Below are 18,107 nucleotides of genomic sequence, written 5' to 3'. Positions count from 1 at the left end.
GCGAAAGAGTGCTGTGGGCCGGTAATCTCCCCCCTTGTGGGGGAGATGTCCCGATAGGGACAGAGGGGGTGCGCACTCTCCGCGACGACCGCGGCCAGCGTCGCCCCCCAGCTGGATCAATCGAAATCCTCATTGCCCGAATTGCCGCCGCCATTGCGGTTGCCGGAGATGATCTCGCGTTTGCCGACATGGTTGGCGGGGCCGACCAGACCGTCCTTTTCCATGCGCTCGACAAGAGATGCAGCGCGGTTGTAGCCGATGCCGAGGCGGCGCTGGATGTAGGAGGTCGAGCACTTCTTGTCGCGCATGACCACCTTGATCGCCTGCTCGTAGAGATCGTCGCCGTCTTCCGAGGCAATCGCACCCTTGTCGAAGACGGCCGTATCTTCTTCCTCGTCTTCTTCATCCTCGTCGGCGGTGACCGTGTCGAGATATTCCGGACGGCCCTGCAGTTTCAGGTGCGCCACGACCTTCTCGACTTCCTCATCCGAAACGAAGGGGCCGTGGACACGGGAGATACGGCCGCCGCCGGCCATGTGCAGCATGTCGCCCTGGCCGAGGAGCTGTTCGGCACCCTGCTCGCCGAGGATCGTGCGGCTGTCGATCTTCGACGTCACCTGGAAGGAGATGCGCGTCGGGAAGTTCGCCTTGATCGTGCCGGTGATGACGTCGACGGACGGACGCTGCGTCGCCATGATCAGATGGATACCTGCGGCACGCGCCATCTGTGCCAGACGCTGGATCGCACCTTCGATCTCCTTGCCAGCGACCATCATCAGATCGGCCATTTCGTCGACGATGACGACGATGTAAGGCATCGGCGTCAGGTCCATTTCCTGTTGCTCCTCGATCGGGGCACCAGTGCCCTTGTCGAAGCCGGTCTGGACCATGACGTGGATCGTCTCGCCCTTTTCCTTGGCGGAGGCAACGCGGCTGTTGTAGCCGTCGATATTGCGCACGCCGAGACGCGACATCTTCTTGTAGCGATCCTCCATTTCGCGCACCGCCCACTTCAGCGCCATGACGGCCTTCTTGGGATCGGTGACGACGGGGGTCAGGAGGTGCGGAATGCCGTCATAGACGGAGAGTTCGAGCATCTTCGGATCGACCATGATCAGACGGCACTGCTCCGGCGTCATGCGATAGAGCAGCGACAGGATCATCGTATTGATCGCGACGGATTTACCCGAGCCGGTGGTGCCGGCCACGAGCAGATGCGGCATCTTCGCAAGTTCGGCGATGACCGGCTCGCCGCCGATCGTCTTGCCGAGGCCGAGCGCCAGCTTGTAACCGCTCTTCTCGAAATCGGGCGAATCGATCATCTCGCGGAAATAGACCGTCTCGCGATTGACGTTCGGCAGTTCGATGCCGATGACATTGCGGCCGGGAACGACGGCGACGCGGGCCGAGAGGGCCGACATCGAACGAGCGATATCGTCGGCGAGATTGATGACGCGCGAGGATTTGACGCCGGGCGCCGGTTCGAATTCATAGAGAGTGACGACCGGGCCGGGACGGACATGGATGATCTCGCCCTTGACGCCGAAATCCTCCAGCACGCTTTCCAGCAAGCCGGCATTCTGCTCCAGCGTTTCCTGCGTCATGATCACGCCGGAACGGGCAACGGGTTCCTGCAGCAATTCACGCGGCGGCAGTTCGTATTCGCCGTCCATAGTACGGGCGATCGGGCGCCATTCGGGCGGCGTCAGGGAGACGGGCCGGCGCGGCGAGATCGGCGACGGTGGAGCATCGATCAAACGCTGAGCAGCGGCCTCGACCGCTGGAATGGTGGATACAGCCTTGGCGACCGGTTCAACGGCAGCCGGAGCGGCGACTTTCGCCGGCATTGGTGCCACAACCATGACCGGAGCGGGGCGAGTTTCGACGGCAGGAGCGCTTTCAGCGCCATAAACGGTGGTGACAAAGGCAGGCGGGACGAATGTCTCGGCCGGCTCCGCCACAATCTGCTGCTCGGCTGGAGGAGCTTCAGCGACGACCGGCGTTTCTTCGATGGCGGGAGCCAAAACGACGGCTTCCAATGCGGCGAGTTCATCCAGGGCGGGGTTGCTCAAATGCGCCGCCGCCTGGCTGGAAGCGGGTTCGGCGGGTGCCGCAACTTCGACCGCCGGAGCCGACATGACGACAGGCTGCGCCTCGACGGCGACAGTCGGGCGACGGCACTCGACGACGCGGAACTTGGCGATGATCGATTCAGCATCGACTTCCGGCTTGGACGGCGTCGCCGGCTGCTTCGGCTCACCCTTGAGGGCGGAGACGAACTCACCGTCGAACGGCATCGCATCCCAGAAAGCGAAATCGGAAAGATGGGCAAGACGCGACTCGACCACAGGCGCGGCTAGGGACTCGGGAACACTCGACTGAACAGGGGAAGCATCCAGCGCGATCGCGGGAGCTTTCGAAAATGCGGTAGCGATAACGGTCATCTCCAATGCGTCCGGCTCGGTTGCCGGGGAATTCTGAATTACTGTCGGCATGTAGTTTTGCACCGCAAAGGGCATGTCCTCCAGCGGCGGCAGATGGAATTCGTCCGTCCGCGCGGACGGAACGATGGTTGCGGGCGGGGTTGCGGCCGCCTCGACAACCGGCGGCTCCATCACGCGCATGGTAGCGTGCGCGGAGACCTGTTGCCGAACCTCGGCCTTCGGCTCGACCGGCGGGCGACGGCTGATGATTTCGTTTTCGCGCGTGCGGGTGAAGCGCACGTTGGGACCCATCAGGAACGCGTTTTGCCAATCCGGTGATGCGAGGTCTTCCGCGGAGATTCCCTGCGGCAGAACCGGCATTTCCTGCTCGCTCGTAGCGGCGGCTGCCTTGAGCGCTTCCACGACCGGCGGCGGCGCGGCGGCGGTGCGCCTCCTTACCTCTTCGGCAAGGCGCTTTTCCTCGGCGCGGCGCTGCTCTTCAGCCTTGCGCTTGGCTTCGCGGGCGTTGCGAATCTTCTCTTCCAGGAAGGCACGGCGAGCAGCGATCTGCTCGGCCCGGCGTGCCTCTTCGGCCGCCTGCTCCGGGTCGAGATCGCCCTCCGGCTGGACGCCTTGAGACGCATTGGAAAGTGTCGTTCGGGAAAGACGCATGAGACCTGCAACCCAGTCATTGATATTGCCGTTGGCTTCCCAAATCGAATAGGGCAAGGATGGTTAATAAGTTCCTTCCTGCCGTTGTGGAAAGCAGCCATCCTGCACCCGTCGAACGGACCTGCGCATCCCAGAAAATCCTACGGAAACAAGCGCATGGCGGCCCCTTCCCCGCACGGAACGGGGAAGGGAAGACCGGTTAAATTTTTTGCTGGAGCCTGCTATCGCGATGAGGACAGTTGCGCGATGGAAAACAGCGTGTCGGCGCTGATGCCGGAGCCGGAAGAGGAGCCCGTGAGAATCGAAAGTGCCGGCGATGTCGAGGAGGTCGTCTTGTTCTCAAGGTCGTACATCGCGGAGAATCGCTGCAGCAGCTTGGTGACCTTGTCGGGATCCTGCAGGTCGGTAACGTCGATGAATTTGCTCAGCATCTTGGCCTGGGTATCGACATCCATGTTGGAGATCGAACTCGGCAAGTTGTAGGTCGTGGTAATGACTTCATAAAGCGCCGGATCGCCCATGATGTCGTAAACCGAATTGATATCCGACGCCTTGCGCTGGAAGTAGAGGGCCAGGCGCACGCCGGCATTGGTCTCGCCTTGCTGATCTTCCAGCGTTTGATGCAGGAAGAGATCATTGGTCGCCGCAAGAGCGCCCTGGTTTTGCGCCGCGCCGAGCTTGCTGTCCGTCAGGTTGCCGTCGGTGCCGAAATTGAAGGCCTCGACGATGCTCTTGAATTTGGCGCCGTCATTCGTGTTGATGAAGCTTTTCGGATCGGACGGATCGGAAGCAAACGCCTTCTTCAACGTCGCCGTATCGACGGTCTTGGGATCGATGCCGTTGGCGGTCAGGATGAAATTGGTCAGTTTGCTGTCGGCCAGCAGATCCGTGACACTGGTGATCTTGACGATATTGGTCGCAAAATAGGTGCCGGCGTCCTTGGCATCGCTGGTCGCCTTGGTCAGCTCGGCACCCGTCAGGCCGGTCCTAGTCCGGCTGGAATAATCGGAGATATAGCTGTTGATCTGCGTCTGCGACAGAGACTGGACGGGCGCCTTCAGATTACCCTTGCTGTCGAAGTTGAAGGCCTTGGCAAGCTCGGTAAAGCGCGGATCCTTCAGCGAGTTGACATAGCTCTTCGGATCGTAGGGATCGCTTTCGAGGATCTTCGTCAGCTGCGACTTCGTGACTTCGTCCTCGCCGATGCCATAAGCCCGCAGCGCCATCTCGTAGAGTTCCGGCGCACTGTCGTTGGAGGAATCGCTGTCGGCCGTGTTGCTCGTGAAGAAATCCTTGATGGTCTTCACGTCGGCGATGCGGTTCTTGTAGTTGTTGACGGCATCCGTCGTCAGCGCCGACTGCGACGACTTGTAGGTGCTCATATAGGCCTTGGATGCCGCGTCGATCTCATCCTGTGACTGCGCGGTCTGGCCGGAAGCGAGGGTGCCGTCCGATTGGAAATTGAACTGCGAAACGACATCGGTCAGGCCGAAGATGGCGGCGGTCGACGGATCGGCGAAAGCATTCTTGAAGACGACCGCCGGCGTTGTCGGATCGATGTTGTAGGCCTGCTTGATGTAATCGAAGAGGCGCGTATCCGAGGTCAGTTGGTCGACGGAGGTGATCGAACCGATGTGGTTCTTGTAGTAGAGGTCATTGTCGGCCGCACCGACGCTCGTGACGAAGGAGGGCACGGTGGAATTATAGGCGCTCATCACATCGGCCTGCTGGCCGAGGGTCTGGGGTCCTCCCGGATAGTTTGCGGCATAGGCCGCCGTTGTGGCACTGATCTGACCCGCGGTCTGCGCCTGCGAGCCGGAGGCGACCGTTCCATCGCTCTCAAAGTTGAACTGGGCCATGACATCCGTCAGCCCGTTCGAACTCGCCGTCCCTGCATCCTTGGCCGAAGCGTTGAACTGATCGGCCGTGATGTAGGCGGGGATATTGAATGCCGTCTTGACGTATTGGAACAGCTGCAGATTGGACGTCAGCTGATCGACCGAGGTGATCTTGCCGATATTGGCCTCGTAATAGGCCGTATCACTGTCCGCGGTCGATGTCTTGACCGTGCCGTCGGCGTTGAAATTGAATTCCGCGACCATCGCCTTGTCGGCGGCGCTGCCATTCTGATTGACATAGCTGTTGGGGTCGCTGGGATCGCTCGTCAGCATCTGCTTCAGAATCGAGTTCGAGGCATAGGTCGGATCGATGCCATAGGCCTGCAGGACATAATTGCGCAGGCGGGCATTGCCGAGGAGATCATCGACCGTCTTAACGGCGCTGATATTCTGGCTGTAATAGCTCGTCTCGGTCGCCGCGGCCGTTTCCTCATTCGTAAACGACTGCTGATAAAGGCCGATGAGATCGTCTTCCTGCGTGCCGGTCTGTGCCGTATTCGTGCTGCCCGTGCCGAAATTGAACGCGGCCGCCATTTCCTTGTAGCGCGGATCGGTCAGCTTATTGGCGAAACTGCTGGAGTCGCTGAGGTCGCTCGTCAGCACCTGTTTCATAAACGCCTTGGCATAGGTCATGTCCGAAAGCCCGTAGGCTTCCATCGCGTAACTGTATAGCTGGTAGTCATTCAGGAAGTCATCGACATCGGTTACTTTGCCGATATTGGCGTTGTAATAGTCGATCAAACGCTTGTTTTGCGACTGTGATGCCACCTGGTTGAGCGAGGTCGCCATATCTCTGGTTGCGATCGTATAACCAAGATAAGTGGAAATCATCAGCAGAATCCCAATAGATCTCTAATATAGAGGACGAATCTAGCTGCCATTATTGCATGTAAACCTTACCTGAGACTTACACGACCTCGCCTTATGCGTGTACTATATTGGCGCACTTCCCTGCCGTGTGTTCATCTTATGGAAACCCTGATGGATTCGATTTTGCTAACCATTTGAGGACGCAAAGTTTTCTTAACCTCGATTTTTAAGCTGTCTGGAAGGGACGGCGCCTAATCTGCCCAACAACGAGAGGACAGAAGTTCTCCGAGAGAAGACCGGAACAACCGGCTCTCAGGTAAAGCAAGGGTAGAGAAATCGATGACAAATACCGTCCTGAAGCCCGATTGGGCTGGAACCACACTGCGGCTTGATCCGGCGCGCTTCCCGCAACAGGTCAGCTATGCCATGCAAGGTGCCGCGGGTGATGTCACCATTACGATCGACGAGCGTGGCGCGGTGCTGCGCAAGATCCTGCCGTCCAGTGGCCTGCCGCTGTCCGTCGCCCTGCCGAAACGTGCCTTCAAGGGTGTCGCCGCCCGCGCCATCGACCATGGCGACGGCGAAGTCACCGTGACACTGGAGCTGCATCATTCCGATCCGGATCTCTGCATCCCCCTTCTCGTCGCTCACGACTTGAGCGATATCGCCGCCGACTGGCGCTCCTGGTCGGAAGCCTTCCGCATTCCGATGCTGATGATCGAAGCTGACGGGGTTGCCCGCCCGCTCGAAGAACATCTCGGCGGCGTCCGCTCGCAGGACAGCCAGCCGCGCCGGCGCCACTCCTATTTCGCCGATCGCCGCCCGCGCTTCCTCGTGCGCCGCACGACGGGCAAGCTCGGCGTCAAGATGAAGATCGAAGGCCGCGAGATCATCGCAAGGCATTGAGCCGCACAGGCTCGAAATCAAGTCGTTCAGAAAGACCGGCCGTGGGACGAACAATCCCGCGGCCGAAGCTTTTATGGTGTCAGCAAAATGTTGCTGGCCACTTCAGCTCGGAACTGCCCTCTCAGGGAATCAGCAACAGGAACGACAGGAAGAGACCGGCAAAGATGATCAGGCCGACGCGATTGTTCGATTTGAACAGGGCAAGGCATTGCTCGCCATCTTTGATGTCAAGCACGGCAATCTGGTAGGCCAACATGCCGCCAGCTACAAACAGGCCGAGATAGGCAAGCCAGTTCGTTCCGGCCAGCGCGAAGGACACCAGCATCAGCAGCAGGGTCGCGCCATAAAGGCCGACGAGCCACAGACGCGTCTGGTCGCCGAAGAGCCGGGCCGTCGAGCGTACACCGATGAGTTCGTCATCTTCCTTGTCCTGATGTGCGTAGATCGTGTCATAGCCGATCGTCCACAGGATGGAGGCGACGTACAACACCATCGGAGCGCAGGACAGGCTGCCGAAGAGGCCGGCCCAGCCCATCAGGGCACCCCAGGAAAAGGCAAGGCCGAGGAAGAATTGCGGCCAGTCGGTGAAGCGCTTGGCGAAAGGATAGAGCGCGACAATCGCAAGCGACAACACGCCGAGAATGACGGCAAACCAATTGAACTGCAGCAGCACCAGCAGGCCGACCACGGCCTGCAGTGCGATGAAGACCTTGGCCTGCGTGCGGGTCACGCGGCCGGAAGGCAGCGGGCGCGAGCGCGTGCGCGCGACCGACATGTCGATCTCGTGATCGACCAGATCATTATAGGCGCAGCCGGCGCCGCGCATGGCGACAGCGCCGATGAAATAGAGGAGCAGGTGATAGATCATCACGAAGCCCGGCGAGCCCTGCCCGACGACGACGGAGGCATTGGCGGCGAGTCCGACCGACCAGAAGCACGGCCACATCAGGAGCTGCCAGCCGATTGGCCTGTCCCAGCGCGCAAGCTGGGCATAGGGCCACAGCCACGGAGGCAGGACGCGATAGACCCAGTTGCCGGATGGCGCGTCGGCAACGCGCCCATTGATGTCGCCTGTCTTTTGCATAGAAGAGTAGTAGTGACATCCGGCGCCGGAGGTCAAGCGGCGGCGCGTTAGAGTCGGATGATTTTAGGTCGCAGCGGTATAAAATCCGAATCCGCACTAGAATCAAAGAATTAGAGCATGATACCGTCCGAAAGCCGCTCGAACACTTTTGGCATCATGCTCTCACCTGCGTATTTCTCAATGCGTGGTGAAATTGAACTTGTAGCTGGCCGAGAGGCCGATCAGCAGCTGGTTGCGGTCGCCCCGCTCGCGCACGAGGCTGCTGTCGGCAGCCGGGCCGGTAAGGCGCGTGTATTCCAGGAAGGTGCTGGTGGTCCAGTTTTCCGATGCCTTCCAGGTCAAGGCGCCGCCGACGCCGACGGACTTCACCCCGCCGCCCGGCTTGTAGCCGCTGAGGCCGGACGCAGCCGATTCGCGCGCATTGACGCCGTAATAGGTATCAAAATAGTCGTTGGTGGCCATCGTCACGCGCGGACCACCCGACAGGCGCAATTCTGGCGTAATATCGGTGAAGGCATCGATGGCCGTATCGGCGACGAGGCCGCTGTGCGAGCGAATGCCCTGGCGGACTTCGATGCGGGCGCGCAGCCAGTCCGTGGGATAGGCTTCGGCGAAACCGCCGGCTTCAGCGCCCCATTTCACCTTCTTCAGCCCCCTCAACTCGCGCCCATCGCTGCTGTCGCGGCTCGGCACGAACTTGCCAACGATACCGATGCGGAAGGCATCGCTCTCGATCAGGGCGAAGGACGGATTGTCATTGCGCGAGGAGAAACGCGGCCCGGGACCCTGCCGGCCGATCGAGACCAACGGCGACCACTGCAGCTTATTGTGCTTGCCGCCTTCGAACTTTGGCGCGGAGAAACCGGCTGCACCGACGCTTAGATACCAGTCCCCTGACCAGAAATGCTGGCCATCGCCTGCGGAGGCAGCGCCGGCATAGGCGACGGAGAGGCCGAAAATGAAAAGAAAACGCGACTTTGCAACCACACTGCAACTCCATGATACGCATTACAGGGGCTATGAACGCAGCCCCGGAGTTGCCGCAAATTATTCGGATCGCGTTACCGCTCTCTTAACCACAAGGCGCTGAATCCGCGAAGAATGTCAAAATCAGCTTGAAGCGCCGGATCCCTTGAGATGCGCCAATCTGTCGCGGTGATTTAATTATCGCATGAGCTACTCAATCATAGGTAATGGCCGGCATTTCCTTTGGTGCTCGCCATTTTGCAGCCCCCGATTTTCAAAGAAGAGCAACCAATGAAGACCATATCCCTGATTTCCTTAGGTCTGTCCCTCAGCGCCGCCATAGCGCTATCCGGCTGCGTCAGTGCCCCGATCGGCGGGGCGAAACAAACTGAGACGAAGGGAAGCATCCGGGCAGGCAAGAGAACCCAGGTCATGTCGGTTTCGTTTCTGAAACCTGACTGCACATTCTCGTCCTATCCCTATACTGCGATCGTCAAGCCGAGCAGTCACGGCAAGGTGGAGATCACTCACGGATCCGTAAAGGCGCATTTCCCGAGCGATGAACCCATGCATATGTGCAATGGCAAATCGGCGGAAGGCACCATCGTCTACTATACGCCCGATGCCGGCTTTGCCGGCGCCGATCAATTCACGATCCGGATGACGGGGCTGAATGCAGCAAATGGCGTTGCCGAGCACACTTTGAAGATTCACGTTGTCAAATAAGTTCAGAGCGTGCCGTACCGGCTGAAGCCTGGAATAAGAAACGCCGGCGCATCTTGTCATGTCGCCGGCGTAAGTGCCACCTTGGTTTCAGACCCTCAGCTCAGAACGTAACCTTCTCCAAAGGCGCACGCCCAGCCTCGAATTCCTTCAGTTTCGCCTCGCGCTCCGCGATGTAATTGCGGTTGTCCGGCACGGCGAACTGGTTCTTGGTGATCTGGAGCTGCATGATGAAGAGCTCATCCCAGCGGAAGCCCATTTCCGAGCCGGCCAGATAGAACTCCCACATGCGGAAAAACTTTTCGTCATAGAGCGCGACGGCATCGGCCTTGCGCGCAACAAAGCGGTTGCGCCAATGCCTCAGCGTATAGGCATAGTGCATCGGCAGGGTCTCGACGTCTCGCGTGAGCAAGCCGGCCTTTTCCAGCGGCGGCGTGGTCTCGCCGATCGACGGGATGTAGCCGCCCGGGAAAATATACTTTTCGATGAAGGCGTTGGTGGCAAAACTCGGCTTCGGGCGTGCGATGGAGTGCAGCAGCATGACGCCATTATCATCAAGCAGCTCCGAAACCTTGCCGAAGAACTTGCCGTAGTCGCCGATGCCGACATGCTCGAACATGCCGACCGAGACGATACGGTCGAATTTCTTGCCGGTCATGTAGCGATAGTCCTGCAGCTCGAAGCGGACGCGATCGGAGAGGCCACGCTTGGCCGCCCTTTCGCGTGATACTTTCAGCTGCTCTTCGCTGAGCGTGATGCCTGTCACGTCGAGGCCCGGATAGGCCTCGGCGAGATACATGGCCATGCCGCCCCAGCCGGAACCAATCTCCAGCACCTTCTGGCCGGGCTCGACCAGAAGCTTGGCGGCGATATGGCGCTTCTTGGCGACCTGCGCTTCATCCAGGCTGATGCCGGGCGGATTGAAATAGGCGCAGGAATATTGCCAATCCTCATCGAGGAAGAGATCGAAGAGCTTCGCCGACAGATCGTAGTGATGCGCAACATTGTGCTTGTTGCGATTGATCGGCGAGCGGCTCTTGATCTGCTGCCAGGCGATGCGGCCGACCAGCAGCGCCGCCATACGGAAATCGAAGACCTCATTGGTGGTGTTCTGCTTCACCAGCGACAGGAACTCGTAAATGTCCCCCTGCTCGAGGATGAAGCGGCCTTCCATATACATTTCGCCGAGCTTGAGCGTCGGATCGCGTGCGACGGCATCTTCAGCCTGCTGATCGGCAAACCGGACGGCCACCGTCTCGCCAGTTCCGTCGCCGACCATATGGGTCTCGCCGGATGCGAGCGTAAGCCTGAGTGAACCTTTGCGGATGATTTTCTGGACGAGAGGAAAAAGGGTCGACGCCATGGACGCCTCGAATGTTATGACATGACATTAAGGCAACTTTAACGCCTCCCAGCATTGTGGCAAGCTTACCTTTTCGCAGTCATTGGCACTCCGGCAACAACTCTGCCAGAGTGTGACATTCTTGCACAGAGTTCCGCTAAGTCCTTATTTTCGTTTGAAAGCGTCGGCCAAAGCGGCGCCGAAACTGCCCTGTTGTTCGGCCTTCGGACGAGCATTTCCCCTCGCCCCCGCGTTGCGCGCGCCGCCCTGCTCGCGCGACTCCCGCCCGGACGAAGCCGCCACAGTACCGCCATCTTTGCGCATGGAGAGACCGATTCGCTTGCGTTTGACATCGACTTCCACGACCGTGACCTTGACGACATCGCCGGCCTTCACGACCTCATGCGGGTCCTTGACGAAGCGGTCGGCCAGCTGCGAGACATGCACCAGACCGTCCTGATGGACGCCTATATCGACGAAAGCTCCGAAAGCGGCGACGTTGGTCACGGTGCCTTCCAGCAGCATTCCCGGCTTGAGGTCGCTGATCTCGTTGACGCCCTCGGCAAAGGTTGCGGTCTTGAAGCTCGGACGCGGGTCTCGGCCTGGCTTTTCCAGTTCGGCGATGATGTCGCGCACGGTCGGCAGGCCGAATTTGTCGTCGATGAATTGCCTGGGGTCGATGGCCTTCAGCGTTGCCGTATCGCCCATCAGCGTGCGGAGATCACGGCCGCAGGCAGCGACGATCTTCTTGGCCACACCATAGGCTTCCGGGTGCACCGAGGAAGCGTCGAGCGGCTCCTTGCCGTTGGGAATGCGCAGGAAGCCGGCGCATTGCTCGAAGGTGCGCTGGCCGAGACGGGCGACCTTCAGAAGATCACGGCGCGTCTCGAACGGACCCTCGCCGTCGCGATGCTTGACGATGGCATCGGCGATCGACGGCCCGAGGCCGGAGACCCGGGAAAGCAGCGGTGCCGAGGCCGTGTTGAGATCGACGCCCACAGCATTCACCGCATCTTCGACAACGGCATCCAGCGAGCGGGACAGCTTCTGCTGGTCGACATCGTGCTGGTACTGGCCGACGCCGATCGACTTCGGCTCGATCTTCACCAACTCGGCCAACGGATCCTGCAGGCGGCGGGCGATGGAGACGGCGCCACGCAGCGAGACGTCAAGCCCGGGGAATTCAAGCGCAGCCGTTTCCGAGGCAGAGTAAACCGATGCACCGGCTTCGGAGACGATGACCTTGGTCGGCTTCGGCGCCGGCAGTTCGGCCAGCATGTCGGCCACCAGCTTTTCGGTTTCGCGGCTGCCGGTGCCGTTGCCGATCGCGATCAGCTCGACCTTGTGCTTACGGATGAGCGAGGCAAGTGCGGCCTGTGTGCCGCGCACGTCGTTCTTCGGCGGAAAGGGATATACGGTCGCCGTTTCCAGGAGCTTGCCCGTACCGTCGACCACGGCGACCTTGACGCCCGTGCGGATGCCCGGATCGAGGCCCATGGTGGCGCGCGAGCCGGCAGGCGCTGCCAGCAGGAGATCCTTCAGATTGCGGGCGAAGACATGGATCGCCTCCTCCTCCGCCCTCTCCCGCAACTCGCGCATCAGGTCGAGCGAGAGCGACATGGAGAGCTTTACGCGCCATGTCCAGCTTGCGACCTCCGTCAGCCAGCGGTCGCCGGGCCGGCTTGCGCCGATATCATAGGCCGCAGTGATCATGCGTTCGACCGGCTTGTTGGGCGAGACGGCGTCGGTATCGACTTCGATATTCAGTGTCAGGACTTCTTCGTTCCAGCCGCGCAGCATGGCGAGCGCGCGATGACCGGGCGCAGTCGCCCAGCGTTCCTGATGCGCAAAATAATCCGAGAATTTGGCGCCTGCCTCCTGCTTGCCGTCGACGACGGTAGCCTTCAGCGTCGCATTGGCCTTCATGTAATTGCGCAGCTTGCCAAGCAGATCGGCATTTTCGGCAATACCTTCGGCGATGATATCGCGCGCACCCTCCAGCGCCGTTTTCACGTCAGGCACATCGGCCGTGATGAAGCCTTGGGCCAGCATCGTGGGCTCCTTGGAGCGATCGGCAAGGATGGTGTCGGCCAGGGGGCCGAGGCCACGCTCCCTGGCAATTTCGGCGCGGGTACGGCGCTTCGGCTTATAGGGCAGATAAAGGTCTTCCAGCTCGGACTTGGTGGCGACCGTGGCGATCTTGCCCATCAGCTCGTCGGTCATCTTGCCCTGGCCGGCGATGGATTCAATGATGGCGGCGCGGCGTGCTTCCAGCTCGCGAAGATAGACGAGACGCTCCGATAACGTGCGAAGCTGCGTATCGTCGAGACCGCCGGTCACTTCCTTGCGATAGCGCGCGATGAAGGGCACCGTTGCGCCTTCGTCCAAGAGCTCGATAGCGGCCTTAGCCTGATCTGGACGGGAGTTGATCTCGGCGGCAATGGTTGCAGCAAGGGAACGGATATCAGCGGCCATGTGTCTCTCTGAACTGAACGAGCGTAAAGGGACCATAAGCATGATCCCGTGGACATAAGAAGCGGTTTTCGCCGCGGAACACGCCAATCCGGGCACGGAGATGACGTGGAGGGCGAAGCAGCATCCGCTTTAGCGAGATAAAAAGGCATGGCAATGTTGCCGGCCGTGCCTCCACAGGATTTGCCGCTTGACCTTTGGCTCAAGCCCCCTTAACCGCGCAAAAGGACGCAACGAAAGGGCAAGCCATGAGAGTTCTGTTGATCGGATCGGGCGGACGCGAGCATGCGTTGGCCTGGAAACTGGCGCAATCGCCTCTCATGACGGAATTCTATGCCGCGCCCGGCAATCCCGGTATCGCCGAACATGCGACGCTCGCCGCGCTCGATGTCGACGATCATGAGGCCGTCGTTGCCTTCTGCAGGGAAAAAGCCATCGATTTCGTCGTGGTCGGCCCGGAAGCGCCTTTGGTCGCCGGCATCGCCGATGCGCTACGCGCCGCCGGTATCGCCGTCTTCGGCCCGTCCGCAGCTGCGGCCCAGCTCGAGGGATCCAAGGGTTTCACCAAGGATATCTGCGCTCGCTACGATATTCCCACGGGCGCCTACCAGCGCTTCAACAATGCCCCGAAGGCGAAAGCCTATGTCCGCGCGCAAGGGGCGCCGATCGTCGTGAAGGCGGACGGCCTTGCGGCCGGCAAGGGCGTCACTGTCGCCATGACCATCGACGAGGCGTTAGCGGCGATCGACGATTGCTTCGAGGGCGCCTTCGGCGAGGCCGGGGCGGAGGTGGTGATCGAAGCCTATCTGGATGGCGAAGAGGCGAGCTTCTTCTGCCTTTGCGACGGCAAGCATGTGCTGGCGCTGGCGACAGCGCAGGACCATAAGCGCGTCGGCGATGGCGACACCGGCCCGAACACCGGCGGCATGGGCGCCTATTCCCCTGCCCCCGTCATGACGCCAGACATGGTCGAGCGCACCATGAAGGAAATCATCGAGCCGACGATGCGCGGCATGGCGGAAAGCGGCCATCCCTTCAGCGGCGTCTTCTTCGCCGGACTGATGATCACCGCCAAGGGGCCGGAACTCATCGAATATAACGTCCGTTTCGGCGATCCCGAATGCCAGGTGCTGATGATGCGGCTGAAGAGCGACCTGCTGCCGCTGCTTTATGCCTGCGCCAACGGCACGCTGGATCAGGTGACGGCCGAATGGAGCGAGGATCCGGCGCTGACCGTCGTCATGGCCTCGAAGGGCTATCCCGGCTCCTATGCCAAGAACACGCCGATTGCGGCGCTGCCGGCCGAAGGCGAAGGCGAAAAGGTGTTTCATGCCGGTACAGGTCTGAAGGACGGCACGCTGGTCGCAACCGGCGGCCGCGTGCTGAACATTACGGCGACAGGCAAGACGGTGCGCGAAGCAAAAGAGCGGGCCTATGCCCTGGCTGGCAAGGTGAAGTGGGACAACGGCTTCTATCGCAACGATATCGGCTGGCGTGCCGTCGAGCGCGAGACGTAAACGCCGCCGCGGTTCTGCAAGCGCAAGTCCATTAAATTTTTACCTAATCTCCTGACGGGATGGAAACAAAGGCACGCTAGTCTCTTCGTCACTATAGACGGAGTGGATTGTTATGCGTCTCTTGTTTCTGACCTTGGCATGCGCATTGGCAGGCGGCTCCGCCATGGCCTCGTCCATTCAGTCTATCGACGGCACACTACAGAGCGGCGACAGCAGCATCGTCGACAAGAGCTGCGCCGACTGCCCTCCCCTCAAGCCCAAAGTGGCCGAAAAGGAGTATAAGGTGCCGACATTGGCGCCCGGCACGCAATCGGTCGTGATCCGCAGCATAGACGGCGAAAAGAAGGTCGTGCGGACAGAGGCCTGGATGGGCGGATCCCCCGTCATGTTCGTCAGCAAGCCGACACCGGAAGCCCTGGCCGCCACCGCCGAGCCCGTCGACGGGATCGACCTGGCCGTAAAGACCGCAGCCCTGCCGGATACCGCAGCTCCCAAACCCCTCGACCTCTCTGGCTTCCAGCTGCGTCAATAGCTGCAGAAGCCATTCGTTGCGACGGCATTTGCCGATCATTGCCCGGCCACAGGAGCAGCGGCTTATTACATACTTATGAGATACATCGGAAAATATTCGGTTTTTCTAAATTACAGAAGCTGAATTCGAAGTAACCGAAGTCATTCGTAAGGCAGTATAAGTATTATTGGCGACAATTTAGCATATCTCCAGTTTCAACTCGCGACGAATACAACCATTCCCCTAAAATTAAAGATTTTTTAGACATAAACAGCGATTTTACTGCCACCGGACAGCAGCATGTCATTCGAGCGGCAGCAAACGTATTGAGTATCTCTCAGGCGATCGCACAGGCGGTAGGAAACCGCACCGGTATTCACCCCTGTGGGAGGCACCATGAAGAATCTCAAGATTTCGCATCAACTCTTTGCCCTGCTCGGCGTCCTGATGGCCGCCTTCGCCGTGGCGACCTATTTCCAGATCCGGTCACAGGCCGAGTCCATTTACGACGACCGGTTCGACATGCTGCGCACGCAGGTCGAATCCGGCATCTCGGTTCTGAACCAGTATTATCAGCGCGAAAAATCCGGTGAGATGACGCATGAGGCCGCCCAGGCGGAGGCCTTCAAAGTCCTCTCGCATGTCAGCTTCGAACCCGCGGGCTATTTCTTCGGCTTCGACTATAACGCTGTCATGCGCATCCATCCAAATCCGGTCAATGTCGGCAAGGACATGTCCGGCCAAGTCGACAGGAATGGCACTCATTTCAGCAAGGAAATGGTCGAAAAGGGTATCAAGGGCGGCGGCCGTACCATCTATTACTGGGGCAAGCCCGGCCATTCCGACGACCAGCTTTTCCTGAAGGGCAGCTATTCGGCTGCCTTCGCTCCCTGGCAGATCGTGGTCGGCTGCGGCGTCTACATGGACGACCTGGATGCGCAGATCAACGCAACGATGTGGCGCGCCCTGCTCATCTGCGGTCTCGTCTTCGTCATCGGCGTCGGTGCGGCCATCTATTTCATCCGCGGCATCACAAAGCCGCTCGCCGATGTCCACGCCGCGCTGAAGGCCGTGGCCGACGAAGATCTGAAGATGGCCATTCCGCATATCGAGATGCGCAACGAAATCGGCTTGATGGCGAAAGCGACCCAGGCGCTGCAGGAAAAGGTTCGCGAGCGCCATTTGCTGGCCGACCGTCAGGCCGCGCAGGAACTCGAGATCAGCAATGAGCGCGAACAGAACCTGCGCCAGCAGCAGGACGAGGCGCATGAACAGGCACGCGTTGTCTCGATCATCGGCCGGGCACTTGAAGACCTCGCTCAGGGGAACCTGACGATACGCTGCGGCGATCTCGGCGCCGGCTATGCCGGCCTTCGCAATAATTTCAACGAGGCGCTGTCGCATCTCGAAGCCGCGATGGGCCGCGTCAACGCCAAGGGCAACGACATCGGCCTCAGTAAGGAAGAAATCCGTCGCGCCTCCAACGAGCTGTCGCAGCGCACCGAGCGCCAGGCTGCCAGCCTGGAAGAGACTTCCGCCGCGCTCGACGAACTCACCGTCGCCGTCCGTCAAACGGCGGAAGGCGCCGATGAGGCTAGCAAGCGGGTCCATGCCGTCAGCACCGAAGCATCGCGCAGCGATGCCGTGGTTGCCCAGGCAATCGAAGCGATGAGCGGCATCGAGAAGTCCTCGGCCGAAATCGGCAAGATCATCGGCGTCATCGATGAGATCGCCTTCCAGACCAACCTCCTGGCGCTCAATGCCGGTGTCGAGGCGGCTCGTGCCGGCGAATCCGGCAAGGGTTTTGCCGTCGTCGCCCAGGAAGTGCGTGAACTCGCCCAGCGCTCCGCGGCAGCCGCCAAGGAGATCAAGGACCAGATCGCCCGCTCTTCCGGCCAGGTCGACCAGGGCGTCCGCCTTGTCGGCGAGGCCGGCGAAGCGCTGAAGCGCATCTCCGACCAGATCAAGGCCGCCAACGAGATCGTCTCGAAGATCGCCCACAGTGCCTCCGAGCAGGATACGACGCTGCGCTCGATCTCCTCTTCGATGAACCAGCTCGACGCTGCGACCCAGCAGAACGCCGCCATGGCCGAAGAGACCACCGCATCGGCCGAGACGCTCGCGGCCGATACGGAAGATCTGCTCGCGCTCATCCGCGGCTTCCGCGTCAACGAAGGCCGCGCGGTCATGGATCATCGCCGCGCCGCCTGATCAGTACAGTTGCAAAAATGGGAAACCGCCGGGCTCGCGTCCGGCGGTTTTCTTTAGAGCAAAGCTTTTACTGCGTCAGTCTGTGCCCTTCAGGCGCTCAACCAGCAGGTCGATCTCGCGATCGGAATAGACCTCTATACCGGCCTGCTTGAGCAGCGCCGCCGTGACGCCGAGGCCGCTCTGCTTGCCGCCGGAAAATGTACCATCATAGATAAAACCCGAACCACAGGATGGGCTGCCGTCGATCAGAAGAGCGTAACGACAGCCGGTTTCCTTGGCGAGCGCCAGCGCATTTTCCGCCGCCTGGCGAAACTCCGCCGTGACATCACCGCCGGTGATCTCCATCACGCGCGCCGAGCCGGCAAGCACGTCCTCGCCGGTCGCACCGCCTGCAATTTCGGCCGGCGGCCTTGGCACCGCCATGCCGGCAGACATTTCCGGACAGATCGTCACCAACAGCCCCTCCTCGCGCCAGCGATCGATCGCCGGATGGACAAGCGGCTTGGAACGGCCGTCATAGCGGACGGCATGGCCCATGAGGCAGGCGCTGACGAGGATCTTTCCGGTCATCG

General features: G+C 60.4%; 12 protein-coding genes. 5 read left to right on the top strand and 7 right to left on the bottom strand.

What is annotated here, in order from left to right; all coding sequences use genetic code 11:
- Positions 1-116: 116 nt before the first annotated feature.
- Together FHT84_RS17455 and FHT84_RS17450 are read right to left on the bottom strand one after the other, a co-directional pair.
- Positions 117-3,095: a DNA translocase FtsK gene (locus FHT84_RS17455; RefSeq protein ID WP_183763288.1), complete on the bottom strand. Its 2,979-nt coding sequence runs from the start codon at positions 3,093-3,095 to the stop codon at positions 117-119.
- A 221-nt stretch (positions 3,096-3,316) separates the two neighbouring features.
- The gene (locus tag FHT84_RS17450) at positions 3,317-5,824 is read right to left on the bottom strand and encodes a DUF1217 domain-containing protein (protein WP_183763285.1); all 2,508 of its coding nucleotides are present in this window, start codon (positions 5,822-5,824) and stop codon (positions 3,317-3,319) included.
- Positions 5,825-6,142: 318 nt separating this feature from the next.
- On the opposite strand from FHT84_RS17450, the gene FHT84_RS17445 reads away from it, so the two are divergent.
- Complete coding sequence (locus FHT84_RS17445; protein WP_112341146.1) at positions 6,143-6,709, top strand: DUF6101 family protein; 567 nt, start codon at positions 6,143-6,145, stop codon at positions 6,707-6,709.
- Positions 6,710-6,830: 121 nt separating this feature from the next.
- Here the strand turns inward: FHT84_RS17445 and ubiA are convergent, their stop codons facing one another.
- Both ubiA and FHT84_RS17435 read right to left on the bottom strand, forming a co-directional pair.
- On the bottom strand, positions 6,831-7,793 hold the full coding sequence (gene ubiA / locus FHT84_RS17440; RefSeq protein ID WP_183763282.1) for a 4-hydroxybenzoate octaprenyltransferase: 963 nt from the start codon (positions 7,791-7,793) through the stop codon (positions 6,831-6,833).
- A gap of 177 nt (positions 7,794-7,970) precedes the next feature.
- Positions 7,971-8,753, bottom strand: coding sequence for a MipA/OmpV family protein (locus FHT84_RS17435; RefSeq protein WP_285166310.1), 783 nt, complete (start codon positions 8,751-8,753; stop codon positions 7,971-7,973).
- Positions 8,754-9,050: 297 nt separating this feature from the next.
- Here FHT84_RS17435 and FHT84_RS17430 point away from each other — a divergent pair, with 297 nt between their 5' ends.
- A complete protein-coding gene (locus FHT84_RS17430) occupies positions 9,051-9,485 on the top strand; it encodes an Ig-like domain-containing protein (RefSeq protein ID WP_183763275.1) in 435 nt (144 codons plus the stop codon).
- A gap of 100 nt (positions 9,486-9,585) precedes the next feature.
- Here the strand turns inward: FHT84_RS17430 and FHT84_RS17425 are convergent, their stop codons facing one another.
- Both FHT84_RS17425 and FHT84_RS17420 read right to left on the bottom strand, forming a co-directional pair.
- Entirely contained in the window at positions 9,586-10,845 is a 1,260-nt protein-coding gene (locus tag FHT84_RS17425) for a cyclopropane-fatty-acyl-phospholipid synthase family protein (RefSeq protein ID WP_169644637.1), read from the bottom strand.
- 144 nt (positions 10,846-10,989) lie between these two features.
- On the bottom strand, positions 10,990-13,299 hold the full coding sequence (locus tag FHT84_RS17420; protein WP_112341140.1) for a Tex family protein: 2,310 nt from the start codon (positions 13,297-13,299) through the stop codon (positions 10,990-10,992).
- Between the two features lie 245 nt (positions 13,300-13,544).
- Between FHT84_RS17420 and purD the strand changes: the two genes are divergently transcribed.
- From purD to FHT84_RS17405, 3 genes are all read left to right on the top strand, one after another.
- On the top strand, positions 13,545-14,813 hold the full coding sequence (purD, locus tag FHT84_RS17415) for a phosphoribosylamine--glycine ligase (RefSeq protein ID WP_183763272.1): 1,269 nt from the start codon (positions 13,545-13,547) through the stop codon (positions 14,811-14,813).
- 112 nt (positions 14,814-14,925) lie between these two features.
- Positions 14,926-15,345 carry a plant virulence effector HPE1-like domain-containing protein gene (locus FHT84_RS17410; RefSeq protein ID WP_183763267.1) on the top strand — a complete coding sequence of 140 codons (420 nt, stop codon included), beginning with the start codon at positions 14,926-14,928 and terminating at the stop codon, positions 15,343-15,345.
- A gap of 375 nt (positions 15,346-15,720) precedes the next feature.
- Positions 15,721-17,535, top strand: coding sequence for a methyl-accepting chemotaxis protein (locus FHT84_RS17405; protein ID WP_183763264.1), 1,815 nt, complete (start codon positions 15,721-15,723; stop codon positions 17,533-17,535).
- Between the two features lie 75 nt (positions 17,536-17,610).
- Here FHT84_RS17405 and FHT84_RS17400 read toward each other — a convergent pair whose 3' ends face one another.
- Entirely contained in the window at positions 17,611-18,105 is a 495-nt protein-coding gene (locus FHT84_RS17400) for a DUF523 domain-containing protein (RefSeq protein ID WP_112341136.1), read from the bottom strand.
- Positions 18,106-18,107 lie beyond the last annotated feature (2 nt).

Origin of the sequence: Rhizobium sp. BK289, assembly GCF_014193575.1 — a bacterium.
In the GTDB taxonomy this organism is placed as follows: Bacteria; Pseudomonadota; Alphaproteobacteria; order Rhizobiales; family Rhizobiaceae; genus Rhizobium; species Rhizobium tropici_C.
The sequence above is the reverse complement of the archived record's forward strand: the minus strand, read 5'-3'. Positions and strand labels throughout refer to the sequence as shown.

Coding starts and splice junctions, on each gene's coding strand:
- FHT84_RS17425 (WP_169644637.1), bottom strand. CDS start 10,845: ATGGCGTCGACCCTTTTTCCTCTCGTCCAGAAAATCATCCGCAAAGGT.
- purD (WP_183763272.1), top strand. CDS start 13,545: ATGAGAGTTCTGTTGATCGGATCGGGCGGACGCGAGCATGCGTTGGCC.
- FHT84_RS17455 (WP_183763288.1), bottom strand. CDS start 3,095: ATGCGTCTTTCCCGAACGACACTTTCCAATGCGTCTCAAGGCGTCCAG.
- FHT84_RS17430 (WP_183763275.1), top strand. CDS start 9,051: ATGAAGACCATATCCCTGATTTCCTTAGGTCTGTCCCTCAGCGCCGCC.
- FHT84_RS17420 (WP_112341140.1), bottom strand. CDS start 13,299: ATGGCCGCTGATATCCGTTCCCTTGCTGCAACCATTGCCGCCGAGATC.
- FHT84_RS17410 (WP_183763267.1), top strand. CDS start 14,926: ATGCGTCTCTTGTTTCTGACCTTGGCATGCGCATTGGCAGGCGGCTCC.
- FHT84_RS17445 (WP_112341146.1), top strand. CDS start 6,143: ATGACAAATACCGTCCTGAAGCCCGATTGGGCTGGAACCACACTGCGG.
- FHT84_RS17400 (WP_112341136.1), bottom strand. CDS start 18,105: ATGACCGGAAAGATCCTCGTCAGCGCCTGCCTCATGGGCCATGCCGTC.
- FHT84_RS17405 (WP_183763264.1), top strand. CDS start 15,721: ATGAAGAATCTCAAGATTTCGCATCAACTCTTTGCCCTGCTCGGCGTC.
- ubiA (WP_183763282.1), bottom strand. CDS start 7,793: ATGCAAAAGACAGGCGACATCAATGGGCGCGTTGCCGACGCGCCATCC.
- FHT84_RS17450 (WP_183763285.1), bottom strand. CDS start 5,824: ATGATTTCCACTTATCTTGGTTATACGATCGCAACCAGAGATATGGCG.